The following is a 14072-nucleotide window of genomic DNA, read 5'->3' as shown; positions in this document are numbered from 1 at the left end:
GCACGTCGACCCAATACTTATACCGGTATTAGTATCACGGTCACGGCGAAGACTCGTCTGACACCGTGGGAACGGGACCGCGGCCCGAGCGGTTCGGCGCGCTGCTGCGTCGGGCGCGCGGCAACCGCAGCATGGCGGAGGCGGCGGCCGCGGCGGGGGTTTCCGCGGAGACTCTGCGCACGATCGAAACCGACCGGGCCCCGAGCCTCGCCTTCTTCACCGTCGCGGCCCTGGCCGGCGCGCTGCATGTGTCTCTGACGAGTTGGCGGCCGCGTGCGCGCATGCCCCGGACTGGCAGGAATCAGCGTTCTCGGCTTGAGGAGTGGGCGGCGCCGCGCCCTGTATCACTCAACCAACTTTCGGTGGCGCGAACTTGCGGGTGATCAGACTCCGCTGACAAGGATCAATCTTCGGTGACACAGGACAGTGACGGAGGGTTGCCGCTGCACGGAAGTTGAGCCAGGACCGAATTCTGGACAGCGCCTACCAACCCCTCGACCTCGCTTCGCAGGTCCGGCGAGAGGTGGGAGGAGCCACCGACGATGAAGGTCAATTGCCTGGCAAGCTCCGGATGAGCGCTCCAGACCGCTGAGTTCCTGGTCAGGACCGCGCACAGCAGGTCGCCCTCGCATATGTCGCCTTCGGCCAGCGGGTTGTCACGAAGCACCTCCATCGCGAGCGGAAAACGATCGCCCCTCTCAGACGGTGTCATCCTGGCCACGTTCACGTTGGTCCGCATCGCGTCTGCCCCGCGCGGTGATCGACTGGTTGAGTCCGTCCATCGTGCGCAGGAACGCGGCGTTCAGATCGACGTTGTACCGGTGCGCGAGGATCAACACGGACCACAGACAGTCCGCGAGTTCGTGCTCCAGAGCGGCACGTCCGCCCGGCATGTCCCGCACACCTTCCTGTGCCATGACGATCTTTGCCAGATCGCCGACGTCCCCGACGAATATCTTGGGCTTCGTCAACAGTTCTGTCATGTGAGGCACCTGCTCTGATGTGCACGTGCCTCACAGGTATCAGCAGGGTTCAAGTGATGTCTCAAGCTCCAGCCCCACCGTCTCGGGCGTTCTTCGCGGAGAAGGCCCTGTCCCCGTCCGACGGCTCCCCGATGTGGGTCGTCGTAACGTCCGCCTACGAGTTGCACCGAGAAGCTTCGGAGTACCTGGCTTCTCTCCGTGACCAGGAGGACGCCTCGGTGAATACCGAGAGAAACTACGCCGGCCGTATCGCCCTGTACCTGTCGTACTGCTACGACAGCGGCATCGAATGGGCCGCTCCGACACTCAGACAGCTTGCCGCGTTCCTCCGCTGGCTGGTCGATGAACCTCTTCCGCCCAGAAGCCGCACAGCCCGAGCCGAACCTGCATTCCGCTCCAAGGGCACCGCGAACGCGATCCTTGGGACGGTTTGTCAGTTCCTTCGCCACGCAGCCACGACCGGTGTGGTGGCCGACGACTTGGTGGCGAAGCTGGCCACTCCGAAGCTTCTCCGCTACCTGCCGACCGGCTACGACGCGGGCGAGGACGGCCAACTGGCCACGGTGAATGTCAGAACCATCAAGTTCAAGATCGCGGTACCCGGCTACGAGTACCTCACAGATGACGACGTCCAGCACCTCATCGAGTGCACCACCCACGCCAGGGATCGCTTCCTGGTCTCACTCCTTGCCGTAACCGGAATCCGGATCGGCGAGGCACTGGGCCTCCGCCGCGAGGACATGCACCTGCTGTCGAGCTCGAAGATGCTCGGCTGTCCGGTCGCCGGACCGCACATCCACGTACGGCGCCGCCAGAACTCCAACGGGGCCCTCGCCAAAGCTCGTAAGCCACGCTGGATTCCCGTCGGCGACGACATCGGCAAGCTGTACGCCGACTACGCCTGGGAACGCGATCGGATACCCGAGGCCGCGGACTGCGACATGGTGTTCGTCAACCTGTTCGCCCGCCCACTCGGGCAGGCCATGAAGTACCCGAGCACATACGAGCTGTTCAAGCGGCTCGCGAAGCGAGCCGGCTTCACCGCCCGCCCCCACATGCTCCGTCACTCGGCGATCACCAGGTGGGTCCGCCAGGGCAAGATGGGGCCTGACGGCGCCCCGTTGCCGTTCGACCGTGAGCGGATCTTTCCCTACGCCTTCCGGCACACCTTCTGCCAGAGGTACGCAGACGCCGGAGTGGCCCCGCACGTCCTGCAGGCGCTCATGGACCACAAATCGGCCGCCACCACAGCCGCGTACTACCGCGTTTCGTCGAAAATGAAGCGCGAAGCCGTGGACGTGCTCAGGCTGCACAGCATGGACCGGCACGGGCATGCCGCCCCCATGGCTTCCGAAGCCGCCTACGAGCTGCGATCGGTCGCCGTGCCCTTCGGTAACTGCATCGAGCCGTCCAACGTCAAGGCCGGCGGTCGAGCCTGCCCCATCCGATTCCAGTGCTCAGGCTGCGCGTCCTACCGGCCCGACCCGTCCCACCTTCCAGCGATCGAAGACCAGGTGCGCACATTGAAGGCGAACCTTGAAGTGGCGCGCATGATGGGAACTGCCGCCTGGACGATCAAGGGCATGGAGGCCGAGATTGGTGGCTACCTTGACGTCATCGAGAAGATGAAGGCCACGATGAAGAGCATGCCCGACGACGAACGCCGTGAGGTTGAGGAAGCGAGCCGCGTCCTGCGCAGGCTCCGTGCCGGGGCCTCTGCTTCCGCCGGCCCGGTCGCCCTTCCCATGCCGGTCGTGCGTCGCACCGTGGACGGTACGTCGTGACGGCGAAACGGGCGCCGGCTGATGTGCTGCGGGAAGCCCGAAAGCGGGACAGCCTGACCAAGCGGAGCAGAGTCCTCGCGGCCCTGGACGAGATGAAGGCCAAGGGCGAGGAGATCACCTTCCTCTCCGTTGCCCGCGCGGCCGGAGTATCGAACTGGCTCGTCTACGCCGAAGGCGTCCGTGAGCACATTGAGGCCGCCCGAAAGGGCCAGGCCAGCGCGACAGCGCGTGATCGGAAAACCGGTTCGACCGCCAGTGCGGCCAGCCTTGCAACCGATCTTGAGCTAAATCGCGCCGAGCTCCGAAAAGTCCGGGAGGAACGGGACCGGCTCAAGGCCGCGGTCCAGCGGGGGCTCGGACAGCAAGTCGAGCAGGCGCCCGTCGCCGAGCTGGTCGCCCGCATCCAGGAACTGACCACTCAGCTCCATCAGCGCGACAGCGAACTCACCGCCGCACGCGCTGAGGCAGACACGCTGCGAGCCGAGTTGGAAGATGCTCAGGACAGCCTCGGCGGGCTCCGGGCGTCCCTAAAGCAGATGATGAGGGACCAGAACGCACCAATCACCCATTGACGCCGCTCCTGCTTGGCGGACTCCGTGGCATTCGCTGTAGCCACCCGCCGAGTAGCACCGCGCAGGCCCCGACGGTCAGCATCAGCAGCCCACCGGCCAGGAAGGTGTTCGGCACGTCGGCCAGCGGCAGAATCAGTCCTCCGAGCGCGGCGCCTGCCGCCATGCCGGCGTTGTATGAACCGGAGTTGGCTGCGAGTGCGATATCTGTGCGGCCCGGTGCGCAGTGCGGCATCGCGTTCTGCGTAGCCATGAACACCGGCCCAAGCGCACCGCCCATCAGCGACAGGAACACCACCGCCGCTACCGGATCGGTGCCAGCCGAGTACAGGCCGAGCATGCCCACTGCCTGCGGGGAGTGTCGCCGCGCCGTGTTCGCCGATGCCGCTCCAAATTGAAACCACTTGGCTGAGGTTGCGGCGTTCGAATCGCATGCCCCGACATCACCGAAGCCTGCAACCTCGCGCGGTCCTTCGCTGACCTGGTGCGGCACCGCTGCGGCACGATGCTCGAGCTATGGATCCGAGAGGCAGAACACTCCGCGATCGGACCGCCCCGGTCGTTCGGCAGCTTCCTGGGACAAGACCTCGACGCAGTGACGGCCAGCCTCAACCTCCCATGGAGTTCAGGAGTCGTCGAAGGGCATGTGAATCGGGTCAAGGCGTTGAAAAGGGCCACGTACGGACGGGCATCCTTGGACCTCCTACGGACCCGCATTCTCATCACGCCGTAGTGTTGCGGCGTGCGATACCTGGCAGAGCCATTCCTCCTCGGTGCCCTCAAGCGGGGACGTTCCATCGAGCAGTTCCTCGGGCCGTCTGGAACCCCTGACCGGCTTGGTGTCTCCTACGTCGAGGTACGGCCTGCCGAGGGCAACTACGAGATCTACCTCCACGCCGTTCTCGACACCGAACCCCGGACCTACGACTTGGATTCCCTGCCTGCACTGTTCGACAAAGATGAAGAGGACTTCGGCCTCTTGGTCGCAACCACGAGCGACCCAGCAGCCGCACTGGACGCTGCCGCAGACCAGACTGGAGCTGTACGCGAACGCTGGGTGAACCAGTCCATAGCAGGTGATGAATACCGCGACTATGTCCTCGCCGGCCGCCCCTCCCTGGCACCTGACGGCCGACCTTGGCCTACTCCGCCGAGCTCCTGATTACCGGCTTCATGGAAGTGCGGACAGAACCTCGAAACCGCCCATGAGACAGTCGGGCACGGCTCACCGATCGTCACCGAGGAGAAGGATCCATGAGAGCGTCGCCCGCCGTCACCGACCGTGATGAGTTCGATGCCCTGGTCGTCAGAACCGACTACCTCGACGACCAGACGTGGCAGGACGTGGCGGCGGCGCTGACCAAGCCCTGGGGAGACAGGCAGTACGAGGCACACGTCCACTTCATCGACGATCCAGCCTGGGCAGGAGCAACCGTTGGCCAGGTGCTGACTGCGGTCCGCGGCGACGACAATCTGGCCGTTGTCTTTCTCGCCGACCGTACAACCATGCAGGCCGAGAGCCACCCGCTGCTGGCGGTCACCACGCTGACGCGGGAGGACTGCGTGGACGAAGAGGACTACGAACGGCTGACCGAGTTCGGCCGCGAATTCCGCGCCATCCCCGCAGGGCTCCACGATGTCCACGCGAACCTGAGCATCGGCAACCTGGGCTTCGAGGAGTACGCGGCATGGGCTCACGATGATCCCGAGGGGATCTACCGGTCCTTCTGAGAGGTCGTTAAGTCCGTTTCTAGTAGTGGCCCGGTCCGGGTTGGGTGAGGAGGCCGTGGCGGGCGAGGCCGCTGCGGTGGACGTTCATGTCTGGGGCGTCGGTGGGCAGGTCGAGTAGTCGTGCCGTGCACGATCTACTGATAGGCGGTGCCTTGGTCGTGAGGACCGGACAGGGATCGGATATTCGTTACTCTGTCCGCCCCATGAGGACGCAAGATGGTGCGCATGACTTTGGCCACCCCCATACTGAACACCGCTCGCCTGCGACTGCGGCCCTTCACCGACGCCGACGCGGACCTACTCTTCGCGCTGCATAGCAGCACCTACGTGATGCGCTACTGGGACTCGTCGCCGTGGACCGAACGGGCCCGCGCCGAACGCTTCGTCGCGATGTGCCGGAAGATGGCGGACGAAGGCACCGGGGCGCGGGTGGCCATCGACCGTGCTTCTGACGGGGCCTTCGTCGGTTGGTGCGGTCTGACCGGATGGGACGAGGACTATCGCAGCGCGTCGTTGGGCTACGTCCTCGACGATGAGATGTGGGGCCACGGATTCGCGACGGAGGCCGCGCACGCCTTGCTGCAGTGGGCATTCGACACGCTGGACCTGAATCGAGTTCAGGCCGAGGCCGATACGCGCAACGTGGCATCTGCCCGCGTCCTGGAGAAGATCGGGTTCGTGCGTGAAGGGACGTTGCGGGAAGACTGCGTGGTGAACGGCGAGGTCTCCGACTCGTGGGTGTTCGGGTTGCTCAGGCGAGAGTGGCGGCCGTCGGCTGTGCCGATTCCAGCCCGCGAAGTGCGGCGTTAAGTCCGTTTCTGGTAGCGGCCTCGTCCGGGTTGGGTGAGGAAGCCCTGGCGTGTGAGGCGTCCGAGGCGGCTGCGGGTGATGTTGACGGTCGCCTCGTCGGTGGGCATGCCGAGGAATTCGTGCAGCTCACGGGCTCTGAATGCCTGGTCGGGGTGCTGGTTGAAGGCGTTCACGATGGCCTGGTAGGCGGTGTTCGTCTCGGGTGGATGGGGTTCGGTCCCGGCCGGTGCGAGTTCGGCGATGACCTTCCGGGTGGTGGCCAGGTCTGCCAGACGGGCCTCAGTCTCGGCCAGGGTGGCGGTCAAGTGCTCGATCTGGTCGCGTAGTTCACCGGCCTGGGCGGTGGTCTCGTCGTGCTGGGCGTGGAGGTCTGCCAGGAGCTCGATGACGTTCACGCGGCCAGCCCGAGACTCTCGCGCCAGGCAGGGCTCGGTGTGGTGAGGCGGCGGGCCATGTTCGCGATCGAGGCCCAGTACACGCGTGAGGCGGACGTGTCGGGGCGGCGGTCGTACTCGCGGGCCAGGCGGCGGTGCAACATCAACGTGCCGTTGACCTGCTCCACGATCCACCTCTTGGTGCGGGACGAAGCCCTTGCCCTGGTGTTCGGGGTTGCGGCGCACGACCTCGACGTCGATGTCCAGCAGGGCGCCGTGGATGAGCACTTCATCCTTGAAGCCCTGGTCGACCAGGGCCTTCTCCAGGCGCATCCCACACCGCTCGGCCGCCTGGTCGAGCAGGGCGGTGCCGGCGGCGTTGTCGTGGGCGGAGGCGGCCAGCACGACGACGCCGATGATCAGCCCCAGTACGTCGACGGCCAGTCCCCGCTTGCGGCCCGACACCTTCTTGTTGGCGTCCAGTCCCGTCGTGGTCTTCGGAACACCCGCGGCCGCGCGCACGGACTGGGTGTCGATGATCACGAGGGACGGGTCCCCTAATCGCCGGGCTCTCTCCCGCACCTGGCAGCGCAGGAGTTCCTGGATCCGCTGGTCGAGCCCCTCCTCGCGCCACAGCGTGAAGTAGTAAAAAACCGCCGACCAGGCCGGGAAGTCATGGGGCAGATAGCGCCACTGGCAGCCCGTCCGGTTCTGATAGAAGATCGCATTCACGACCTCCCTCAGATCGCAGGCCCCGGGATCCCGACCGCGCCACCCTGTCCTGCTTCCAGGCCGTGATCATCGGCTCGATCAACGCCCACTGCTCATTCGCTAAGTCACTCGGGTACGGCTTTCGCTCCATGCCCCGCATCTCAGCATGGACATGCCCAGCAGGCGGCCCGCGCGACGATCAGTACCACGATCGAGCGATCACGAACCGAGGAAGATCGGACTTAACGACCTCTGAACGGGCCACGAAACTGCAGACAGAGCCTTGAAAACGGCCACCCCCTACTCAGAGGCGTCCTCACACCTGCTCGATAGATCTCCCCAGGCATCTGGCGCTTGACCTACGGACGGGCACCACAAGGGAGTTACCCGCGATAGCCAGCCAGGTCCAGGGGTGGTTCCGGCCAACTTGAGCGCGGACCGCCCGCTGACGGTACGGCGGTATGCCCAGACGTCACGGTTGGCGCAAGGAATTCGGCAGGAATCAGACGCGGGGCCAGCTCTGGCTCGCTGTCACCTCGCGGGCAATGTGACACCACTGTTTCTCCCCGCCGGGCAGGGGCCACGCCCAGGTCGGCTGTTCCGCGGCGTTCAGGTCATGAAGAAGGCGAACGAGTTGTGGGCCGGCGGCGGCGGCGCCGTCCGGGACTGCGGGGCCGTGGACGGCGCGCAGTTCGGCGAAGCGCGCCAGTTCGTTCTCGTAGAAGCCCACGGCTTCCTCGGTGCGCGCCGCCAGGTCATCGCGCGAGACCGTGCGGTGGAGCTGCAACAGCGGAGGCTCCACGGACTCGGCCACAGCCGCGGCGTAGCGCGCGTGACCGTCCAAAATCAGATGGCAGTCCAGGCCACTGACCCACCACAACAAGACGGGCGGGAGAGTCCCTTCACGGGCTTGCTTGCGGTATGCCTTGACCCGGCTGTCATCGGCATCGGGCATCGGTCGTAGCGGCAAGACCTCCCACGAATGAGAGTGGAGGAACCAGTCGACGTATCCGTTGGGATGGCCGTCGACGAGCATCGAGCTCCAGTACTCGGCATGCGAAGTGTCGGCGTGGCGCCAGCGCCGGAGCGGAGTCTCGCACGAGAGCAGCCACCGGCCCTCGTGCAACGGGCTGCCCTGCGAGTCGATGAGGTACTGCGCAAAGCGGTGAGCCCACCGTTCACGGCTGCCCGCCAGAGCACGAGCCACATCGGCACGCAAGGGCGGGATGAAGGAGCGGTACCCGTCGGTGCGCCAGAAGTCCACGCCCTCTTGTTGCTCGCCAACGGCGGCGAGCAACACGGGCTGCGACAGTTGGGAGACGAGCAGTTGCGCACCAGCAGTGAACACGCACAGCCCCGGCTGGTGGCGATCCTGTACGTCCAGAGACAGCCCCACCCACGTGCCGTCGTCCCGCGTAACATCGCTGCGTTGCATGCCGAGAGCGTAGACGGCTGCCCCCGGGGATCCGCGATGGCATCCTGTCCGTCCGGGACGACCCGCACACTTCACGAGCCGGTGATCCTGGCCGGCACTCGCGCAGTGCTCGTCGAAGCTCCTCACTCCGTTGAGCACTGAACCGACTGAGGCGACGAGCGGCACCGGCCGATTTCAGAGATCCCCATCAGGGTCGAGTGCTTCTACGGAGTCCACACGGGACAGATACGAGTCCTTGCCTCATGTGCCAGAAGAGGTGACTACGCCCTGACCTGCAAGATCACCTTGACAACCCTAGATAACGACGAAGCCGAGCATGAACTCCTCGCGTGTCCATGTCCGGCCGCGTTCGCTCAGGTTCAACTCGTCGTAGAGGTCATGGATGCGCAGGGCACGGCGCTGGAGTTCGTTGAGGTCCACGTCTCAGCCTTTCCGCATGCGACCCGCGTAACCTCTGGGCCGCGATCGTGCTGTCACGTAGCAGCAGGCAGGGCCGATGGAGTGCGGGTCGGGGCCATTCGTGATTGCGCAGGGTCGGGACGCGCACGCGGTCGCCCAGCCCCGCAGATGCACCAGCCCCCGCGGCCGGTCGAAGTCGGAACACGCCCAATCGGCATTCCGAGCGCCGACGCCTTACCCACCGATTCCGAAGGGCAGTCCTGTTTGATCATTACTCAGTGACCTTCGTATTCGGGGGAAGGGTTACGTCGGCAGGGGTGTGCGCAGGGCGAGGATGGCCATGTCGTCGTGGCCGTCGCTGGGGTGGTGGTCGACAAGGGCCTGGCAGAGGTCGTCCAGGGACAGGTCTCCGTGGGTGGCCGCGGATTGGGCGAGGGCGTCGAGGCCGGTGTCGATGGAGTGCTGGGGGTGCTCGACCAGTCCGTCGGTGAAGAAAACCACGGTGGAGCCGGCGGAGAGTGGGTGGGTGTGGTCAGGGCGGGGTTGGTCGGCGTCCACTCCGAGAGGGATCCCGGGATCGGTATGCAGGTACTTCGGCCGCCGACCGGGGGCGATGAGCAGAGGGGGGAGGTGGCCTGCGGTGCTCCAGCGCAGGGTCCAGGCGGAACCTTCGGGTTCGATGCGGGCCAGGCAGGCGGTGGTGAGGGGGTTGTCGGTGATGGCGTGCAGAGTGCGGTCAAGCTGTGTGAGGACTGCGCTGGGCGGAGTGCGACGGTCGTAGACAAGGGCGCGCAGCATGTTGCGGGTCTGGGCCATGGCTGCCGCAGCTTTCAGGTCATGGCCGCAGACGTCGCCAATGACGGCTGCGCACGCCCGGTCCGGGAGCAGAAAGGCGTCGTACCAGTCACCGCCGACCCGTGCTGGGGTGGTCGCCGGCCGGTAGACGGCGGCGCCCTCGTACGGTCGCAGGTCGGACAGCGTCGGCAGCAGCAGACGCTGGAACAGCTCACTGCCTGCCCGGGCATGCTCGAACAGGCGCGCGTTCTCGATGGCCACTCCGGCGGCCCCGGCAAGTGCAACGACGATGTCCTCGTCGTACGCATCGAAGGGCTCCCCGTCACGCCGGTCGGCCAAGTAAAGGTCCCCGTAGACCTCACCCCGGACGCTGATCGCCACCCCGAGAAGGCTGCGCATCGGCGGGTGGCCGGGTGGGAAGCCTGCGGAATGCGGGTGGGAGGAAATCTCCTGGACCCGGAGCGGTTCGGGTCGGCGGATCAGGGTCCCGAGCAGACCCCGCCCGTGCGGAAACTCGACACCGCCCAGGTCGGCCCGTTCCTGTTCGCTCAGACCCACGGGAATGAAGTGCGCCAGGCCCGTGCCCTGCTCATCGAGGACGCCCAGCGCCCCATAGCGGGCTTGGACCAGGTTCATGGCAGCCGTGACGATCCGGTCCAGCACCACTGGCAGCTCCAACTCCCGACTGACTGCCATGACCGCGTCCAGCAGCGCCTGCAACCGGTCCCTGGTCTGGGCCAGCCCCCGGAGCTGCGCTGAGATCTGGTCGAGCTGGTGGTCCAGGAAGTCATGCAGGTCAGCGATGTTCGGAGGTTTCGGTTGATCACGTTCCATGAGCCCTCCCGATGCCAAGCCGTCGTACCTGTCGGGCGTGCATGACTCAACCTCACCCACCGGCATCGGGAACCCCACACAGGTCACACCGCTCGGGCTGAGCCTGCCCGGGGCCGTCGACATTCGGCTCACCCTCGGTCATCCCTCCTGTCTATCGCCTCGAGCCGGCCACCGCCCCCCGACGCTCCGGGTTCAGAAACAGTTGCTGAAAATACGGTGCCCCCGTCCCTTCAGTCTGCTGCCACCAGGGCAAGGGAGCCGACTTGAGAACATCACGGCTGCGCCCCGCAGCGAATCAAGGAACGAGTGCCGGTGGGGGCAGGCTTCCTTTCCTCCGGCGTCAGCCGCGGCGGCGCCGGTTGCGATACCAGTCGATGAGCGCCTCGGCCCATGCGCTGGCCGGCGCTGCACTGAGGCTGAGGAGCAGTGTCCTGTGCCCTTGAACGCTGAGCGATTGCCATTCAGCCTTGGCCATGCCCTGGACGTTGGTCAGCCGATTTGGCGGAAAGCGCGGCCGTCAAGATCCTTTACGACACGTGGCGGGGCGCCGATGTCCCGCCCCGGATTGCGGCGCATTGAGCATCCGCACAGTCGTTTCTGAGTACGGGTACTCGGGTCTCGCCGAATGCCGGCGGTGAGAGTGGGGCAACCCGAATGGCTGGAGACCACCGTGACCATGTACCGCAGGACGGGCAGACCCACCACTGCCCTCCGACTCAGCAGGTTTCCCGCCGTCGCCGCTGCCCTCGCCGGCGCGGCCGCAGTCGTGGCACTCACCGGATGTTCCGCCTTCGAGTACAAGACCTACTGGCCTCCGACCTTGACCAAACACGTAGGGCCCCGCTTCTGCCGTGGCAGGCCGACCCACTACAAGATCCCGCGCCGCCTGCGGCTCATGGATACCTTCCCGGCAACCGTCAGCGGTATGGCGGTCGGATTCCGGGTAGCGGCGGCGCGGGACCTTGCGGCTGGGTGATGAGCCGGATCAGCGGATTTCGGTGACCCGGTGTTCCTTGAGCGCTGCACAGTTGGAGTTTTCCACCGACACGTACACGTTGGCGATGTTGCCGCCCCAACTCACGCAGTGGCCCTTGCCGTAGACGTAGCCCGGCCCGGCGTACGACGTGAACTTCCCGGAGTCCCCGGCCCACTCGTCGGTGTCGGGGACGTAGATGTACGTGGACATGTCCTTGGCCGTGCCCGGGTTGGTACGGATGGTCGCGACGCAGTTCTTGCCGTTCGAGGAGTTGTACGTCAGATAGACGGTACCCAGCGAGCCGACGGGCACCGAGTTCACGGTCTTGTACGCACTGCCGCAGACGCCCTGCGGTGTGACGTTGGGTGCGGCAGAGGCAGTCGTGCCGAACACGGCCGTGGCACCCGCCACCAGTGTGGTTAACGCCCCGACAACCGCGATATTACGCACGCTTCCCATATTTCCCCCTTGTGTCCCTGGGAGCGGTTTACTCCCACTTGATGTGACCACCGAGCGGCACGGATGGTTGTGCCGGATGCACACACAGGTGCGGGGTGACCTATGAATGAAGTGATCGGACGAAAAGACGCAGTATGGATCAAGGGATCAGGGCAGTACCCCGTGGCGCCGGAGTGCGATCTCTCGCGTCCACGACAGCACCTTCACCTGTTCGGTAACACCTCACGACAGTCACCCGAGCCAGACCTCCCCGGGACAGCCGCCACGGGCTGTTCCAGGCGCCGGGCTGCCGCGTGAGCCGCGGTCCGCCCGATCGAGTTCGACCCCCTGCTCAAGAAGGCACTCGCCGAGGAGTTCCGGGCCCTGGTCTGTGACAAGGCGCAGTGGACGAGGAAGACCGGGTTCGAGGACTGACGCCATCCGTGTATGCGAGCAAGCGGACCGCATAACGCTCACTCTGGTGCCGTGCAGGTGCTTCATAGGGGGAGCATCTGCCGGGACGCGTCCCGGAGGCGCTCGGCAGACTCGGGATCCACGGCATAGGAAGCCACGCCGGACGGCTCCGGGCTGTCGGCGGCCGCTGCGGGGTCGTGGGGAAGGGCTTCGTTGCGGTTCTCGAAGCAGCGTCCACCGACCCCGTCCACGAGCGGTGACGCGGCCAGGAGTGCGGATGTCGCGGCGCCCTGCTCAGGGGTGCGCCAGGGGAAGTTGTCGAAGATCTCCTCGGTCGCCGGGTCCAGGTCCATGCTCTGCTGGTGGTGCTGGAGCGGCGTGCGGATGCCGCCAGGGTTGAGGGCGGTCTCGATGGCGATGCCGGAGGCTCCGCCGGTGACGCTGCCGCGCTTGCCGGTCAGGTCGACGCCGGCGAGGACCTTGTCGGCGTGGTCTCGCGGTCGAACGGGGTGGTCGGACGGGTGTTGCCAGTCATGGTGTTCCTGGGGGTGAGTGGTTGGCGGACGGACATGCGGTGGCCGCCGTCCAGGCGCGGCATGGCCGCGTTCCTGTACGCGTCCTCGATGTGGTGTGGCAGCAAGGCTGCGAAGCCCTCAGCCGTCCGGGCGGCGAACATCGCGTCGGTGCGGCGGAGTTGCCGGGTCCGAGGGCCGCCCCGGTCGCGGGGCCGGGGCACGGTCCACGGAATCGTGAGGCCCGGCCGTCCCGCGACATGGCCGCTGCAGACGTGTACGGGTCGTTGGCTTCGGGGCGCGGCTGCCGCAGCGGCGTCGGCTAGCGGATGAAGGCCTCGGACACGGCCCACAGCCGGGCAGCGTTGTCCCGGTCGAGGGCGTACGGCGCGACGCCGGCGATGGCACCGGCTCGCTCGCTGACCGGCTTGGCCTCCGCGCAGTCCTCGTAGTAGCGGCCGGTGACCCCTTCGACCGTCGGCGAGGCGGCCATCAGCACCGAGGTGGCGGCGCCCTGCTCCACGGTCTTGCCCTGCGGCAAGGCGAGTTCGCCCGAGGCGATCAGACCGGCCACGACCTCCATGTCCGCGTGCCGGGCCAGGCCGGTGTCGCCGACGTTGCCCGGCATCACGGCATTGGCGGTGATGCCGTCATCGGCCCACCGCTCGGCGGCGGCGACGGCGAACAGGGAGTTGGCACTCTTGGACTGCCCGTACGAGGTCCACGGGTCATACGGGCGGAAGCGGTAGTCCAGATCGTCGAAGACCACCGGGGAGAAGAGGTGGCCGATGGAGCTCAGCGAGACGACTCGTGCGCCGTTCGCCGCCGCGAGCGCCGGGTGGAGGCCGGTGGCGAGAGCGAAGTGCGCCAGGTGGTTGACGGCGAACTGCCATTCCCGGCCGTCGGCTGTGCGGGCGATCTCCGGCGGGGACATCACTCCGGCGTTGTTGACCAGGATGTCCAGCGGGCCGTTCCAGGCCGCCACGAATGCCGCTACCGTCGACCGGTCGGCCAGGTCGATCCGGCTGACCGTCAACTTTCCCGAGTGGGATGGCAGTTCTGCTTCCAGGCGAGCCGCCACGCGGACACCCGCGTCGGTGTTCCGGACGGCCAGAGTGACGTCGGCGCCTGCCGCGGCGAGCGCCCGGGTCGTCTCCACGCCGATCCCGGAACTGGCTCCGGTGACCACGGCGCGGCGGCCGTGCAGGTCGACGTCGTCGATCACCTCGGCGGCAGTGGTGGTCGCTCCATACGTATGGGGTGTCTGAGGTGCGGACATGAGATGTCTCCTGACGTGAGTGGCATGC

General features: G+C 66.4%; 17 protein-coding genes and 3 pseudogenes. 7 read left to right on the top strand and 13 right to left on the bottom strand.

Annotation, left to right across the window (positions count from 1 at the left end; translation table 11 throughout):
- The first annotated feature begins 57 nt into the window (after window positions 1-57).
- Window positions 58-319: pseudogene (locus ACIA8E_RS36805) on the top strand (helix-turn-helix domain-containing protein).
- 84 nt (window positions 320-403) lie between these two features.
- Here ACIA8E_RS36805 and ACIA8E_RS36800 read toward each other — a convergent pair.
- Together ACIA8E_RS36800 and ACIA8E_RS36795 are read right to left on the bottom strand one after the other, a co-directional pair.
- Complete coding sequence (locus ACIA8E_RS36800; protein WP_399305157.1) at window positions 404-673, bottom strand: contact-dependent growth inhibition system immunity protein; 270 nt, start codon at window positions 671-673, stop codon at window positions 404-406.
- Between the two features lie 25 nt (window positions 674-698).
- A complete protein-coding gene (locus tag ACIA8E_RS36795) occupies window positions 699-983 on the bottom strand; it encodes a hypothetical protein (protein WP_399305111.1) in 285 nt (94 codons plus the stop codon).
- A 17-nt stretch (window positions 984-1000) separates the two neighbouring features.
- On the opposite strand from ACIA8E_RS36795, the gene ACIA8E_RS36790 reads away from it, so the two are divergent.
- Both ACIA8E_RS36790 and ACIA8E_RS36785 read left to right on the top strand, forming a co-directional pair.
- Window positions 1001-2767 carry a tyrosine-type recombinase/integrase gene (locus ACIA8E_RS36790; RefSeq protein WP_399305109.1) on the top strand — a complete coding sequence of 589 codons (1767 nt, stop codon included), beginning with the start codon at window positions 1001-1003 and terminating at the stop codon, window positions 2765-2767.
- Window positions 2764-3339 (top strand): DUF6262 family protein, encoded by a 576-nt coding sequence (locus ACIA8E_RS36785; protein ID WP_399305106.1) that lies wholly within the window; start codon window positions 2764-2766, stop codon window positions 3337-3339. The genes ACIA8E_RS36790 and ACIA8E_RS36785 overlap by 4 nt, the downstream gene beginning before the upstream one ends.
- Here ACIA8E_RS36785 and ACIA8E_RS36780 read toward each other — a convergent pair.
- Window positions 3329-3688, bottom strand: a pseudogene (locus tag ACIA8E_RS36780) (MFS transporter); the annotation flags it as partial. The gene ACIA8E_RS36785 and the pseudogene ACIA8E_RS36780 overlap by 11 nt on opposite strands.
- Before the next feature lie 75 nt (window positions 3689-3763).
- On the opposite strand from ACIA8E_RS36780, the gene ACIA8E_RS36775 reads away from it, so the two are divergent.
- From ACIA8E_RS36775 to ACIA8E_RS36760, 4 genes are all read left to right on the top strand, one after another.
- The gene (locus ACIA8E_RS36775) at window positions 3764-4069 is read left to right on the top strand and encodes a transposase (protein WP_399305154.1); all 306 of its coding nucleotides are present in this window, start codon (window positions 3764-3766) and stop codon (window positions 4067-4069) included.
- Window positions 4070-4078: 9 nt separating this feature from the next.
- A complete protein-coding gene (locus tag ACIA8E_RS36770; RefSeq protein ID WP_356397652.1) occupies window positions 4079-4498 on the top strand; it encodes a hypothetical protein in 420 nt (139 codons plus the stop codon).
- A 92-nt stretch (window positions 4499-4590) separates the two neighbouring features.
- On the top strand, window positions 4591-5067 hold the full coding sequence (locus ACIA8E_RS36765) for a DUF6924 domain-containing protein (protein WP_399305104.1): 477 nt from the start codon (window positions 4591-4593) through the stop codon (window positions 5065-5067).
- 225 nt (window positions 5068-5292) lie between these two features.
- Window positions 5293-5877 (top strand): GNAT family N-acetyltransferase, encoded by a 585-nt coding sequence (locus ACIA8E_RS36760; RefSeq protein ID WP_399305101.1) that lies wholly within the window; start codon window positions 5293-5295, stop codon window positions 5875-5877.
- On the opposite strand, the gene ACIA8E_RS36755 is transcribed toward ACIA8E_RS36760, so the two are convergent.
- The 10 genes and pseudogenes from ACIA8E_RS36755 to ACIA8E_RS36710 form a co-directional block, all read right to left on the bottom strand.
- Window positions 5874-6272 carry a hypothetical protein gene (locus ACIA8E_RS36755; protein ID WP_399305098.1) on the bottom strand — a complete coding sequence of 133 codons (399 nt, stop codon included), beginning with the start codon at window positions 6270-6272 and terminating at the stop codon, window positions 5874-5876. The genes ACIA8E_RS36760 and ACIA8E_RS36755 overlap by 4 nt on opposite strands.
- Window positions 6269-7113, bottom strand: a pseudogene (locus tag ACIA8E_RS36750) (IS5 family transposase). The gene ACIA8E_RS36755 and the pseudogene ACIA8E_RS36750 overlap by 4 nt, the downstream one beginning before the upstream one ends.
- 351 nt (window positions 7114-7464) lie before the next feature.
- Entirely contained in the window at window positions 7465-8397 is a 933-nt protein-coding gene (locus tag ACIA8E_RS36745) for a hypothetical protein (protein ID WP_399305095.1), read from the bottom strand.
- 294 nt (window positions 8398-8691) lie between these two features.
- On the bottom strand, window positions 8692-8817 hold the full coding sequence (locus ACIA8E_RS36740; RefSeq protein WP_399305092.1) for a hypothetical protein: 126 nt from the start codon (window positions 8815-8817) through the stop codon (window positions 8692-8694).
- 282 nt (window positions 8818-9099) lie between these two features.
- On the bottom strand, window positions 9100-10425 hold the full coding sequence (locus ACIA8E_RS36735) for a PP2C family protein-serine/threonine phosphatase (RefSeq protein ID WP_399305089.1): 1326 nt from the start codon (window positions 10423-10425) through the stop codon (window positions 9100-9102).
- 340 nt (window positions 10426-10765) lie between these two features.
- On the bottom strand, window positions 10766-10900 hold the full coding sequence (locus ACIA8E_RS36730; RefSeq protein ID WP_399305086.1) for a hypothetical protein: 135 nt from the start codon (window positions 10898-10900) through the stop codon (window positions 10766-10768).
- Between the two features lie 510 nt (window positions 10901-11410).
- Window positions 11411-11860 carry a spore-associated protein gene (locus tag ACIA8E_RS36725; RefSeq protein ID WP_399305083.1) on the bottom strand — a complete coding sequence of 150 codons (450 nt, stop codon included), beginning with the start codon at window positions 11858-11860 and terminating at the stop codon, window positions 11411-11413.
- Window positions 11861-12336: 476 nt separating this feature from the next.
- Entirely contained in the window at window positions 12337-12606 is a 270-nt protein-coding gene (locus ACIA8E_RS36720) for a hypothetical protein (RefSeq protein WP_399305080.1), read from the bottom strand.
- 104 nt (window positions 12607-12710) lie between these two features.
- Entirely contained in the window at window positions 12711-12989 is a 279-nt protein-coding gene (locus ACIA8E_RS36715; RefSeq protein WP_399305078.1) for a hypothetical protein, read from the bottom strand.
- A 98-nt stretch (window positions 12990-13087) separates the two neighbouring features.
- Window positions 13088-14044, bottom strand: a complete 957-nt coding sequence (locus ACIA8E_RS36710; RefSeq protein ID WP_399305076.1) for an SDR family NAD(P)-dependent oxidoreductase — start codon at window positions 14042-14044, stop codon at window positions 13088-13090.
- Between the last annotated feature and the right edge of the window lie 28 nt (window positions 14045-14072).

This window comes from Streptomyces sp. NPDC051664, from assembly GCF_044453545.1.
GTDB lineage: Bacteria > Actinomycetota > Actinomycetes > Streptomycetales > Streptomycetaceae > Streptomyces.
Note: the sequence above shows the minus strand (reverse complement) of the source record. Positions and strands in the feature narration are given on the sequence as shown.

Excerpts from the sequence above, each read along its gene's own strand:
- ACIA8E_RS36800 (WP_399305157.1), bottom strand. The coding sequence starts at position 673 with ATGGAGGTGCTTCGTGACAACCCGCTGGCCGAAGGCGACATATGCGAG.
- ACIA8E_RS36795 (WP_399305111.1), bottom strand. The coding sequence starts at position 983 with ATGACAGAACTGTTGACGAAGCCCAAGATATTCGTCGGGGACGTCGGC.
- ACIA8E_RS36790 (WP_399305109.1), top strand. The coding sequence starts at position 1,001 with ATGTGCACGTGCCTCACAGGTATCAGCAGGGTTCAAGTGATGTCTCAA.
- ACIA8E_RS36765 (WP_399305104.1), top strand. The coding sequence starts at position 4,591 with ATGAGAGCGTCGCCCGCCGTCACCGACCGTGATGAGTTCGATGCCCTG.
- ACIA8E_RS36760 (WP_399305101.1), top strand. The coding sequence starts at position 5,293 with ATGACTTTGGCCACCCCCATACTGAACACCGCTCGCCTGCGACTGCGG.
- ACIA8E_RS36745 (WP_399305095.1), bottom strand. The coding sequence starts at position 8,397 with ATGCAACGCAGCGATGTTACGCGGGACGACGGCACGTGGGTGGGGCTG.
- ACIA8E_RS36735 (WP_399305089.1), bottom strand. The coding sequence starts at position 10,425 with ATGGAACGTGATCAACCGAAACCTCCGAACATCGCTGACCTGCATGAC.
- ACIA8E_RS36730 (WP_399305086.1), bottom strand. The coding sequence starts at position 10,900 with ATGGCCAAGGCTGAATGGCAATCGCTCAGCGTTCAAGGGCACAGGACA.
- ACIA8E_RS36725 (WP_399305083.1), bottom strand. The coding sequence starts at position 11,860 with ATGGGAAGCGTGCGTAATATCGCGGTTGTCGGGGCGTTAACCACACTG.
- ACIA8E_RS36720 (WP_399305080.1), bottom strand. The coding sequence starts at position 12,606 with ATGGACCTGGACCCGGCGACCGAGGAGATCTTCGACAACTTCCCCTGG.
- ACIA8E_RS36710 (WP_399305076.1), bottom strand. The coding sequence starts at position 14,044 with ATGTCCGCACCTCAGACACCCCATACGTATGGAGCGACCACCACTGCC.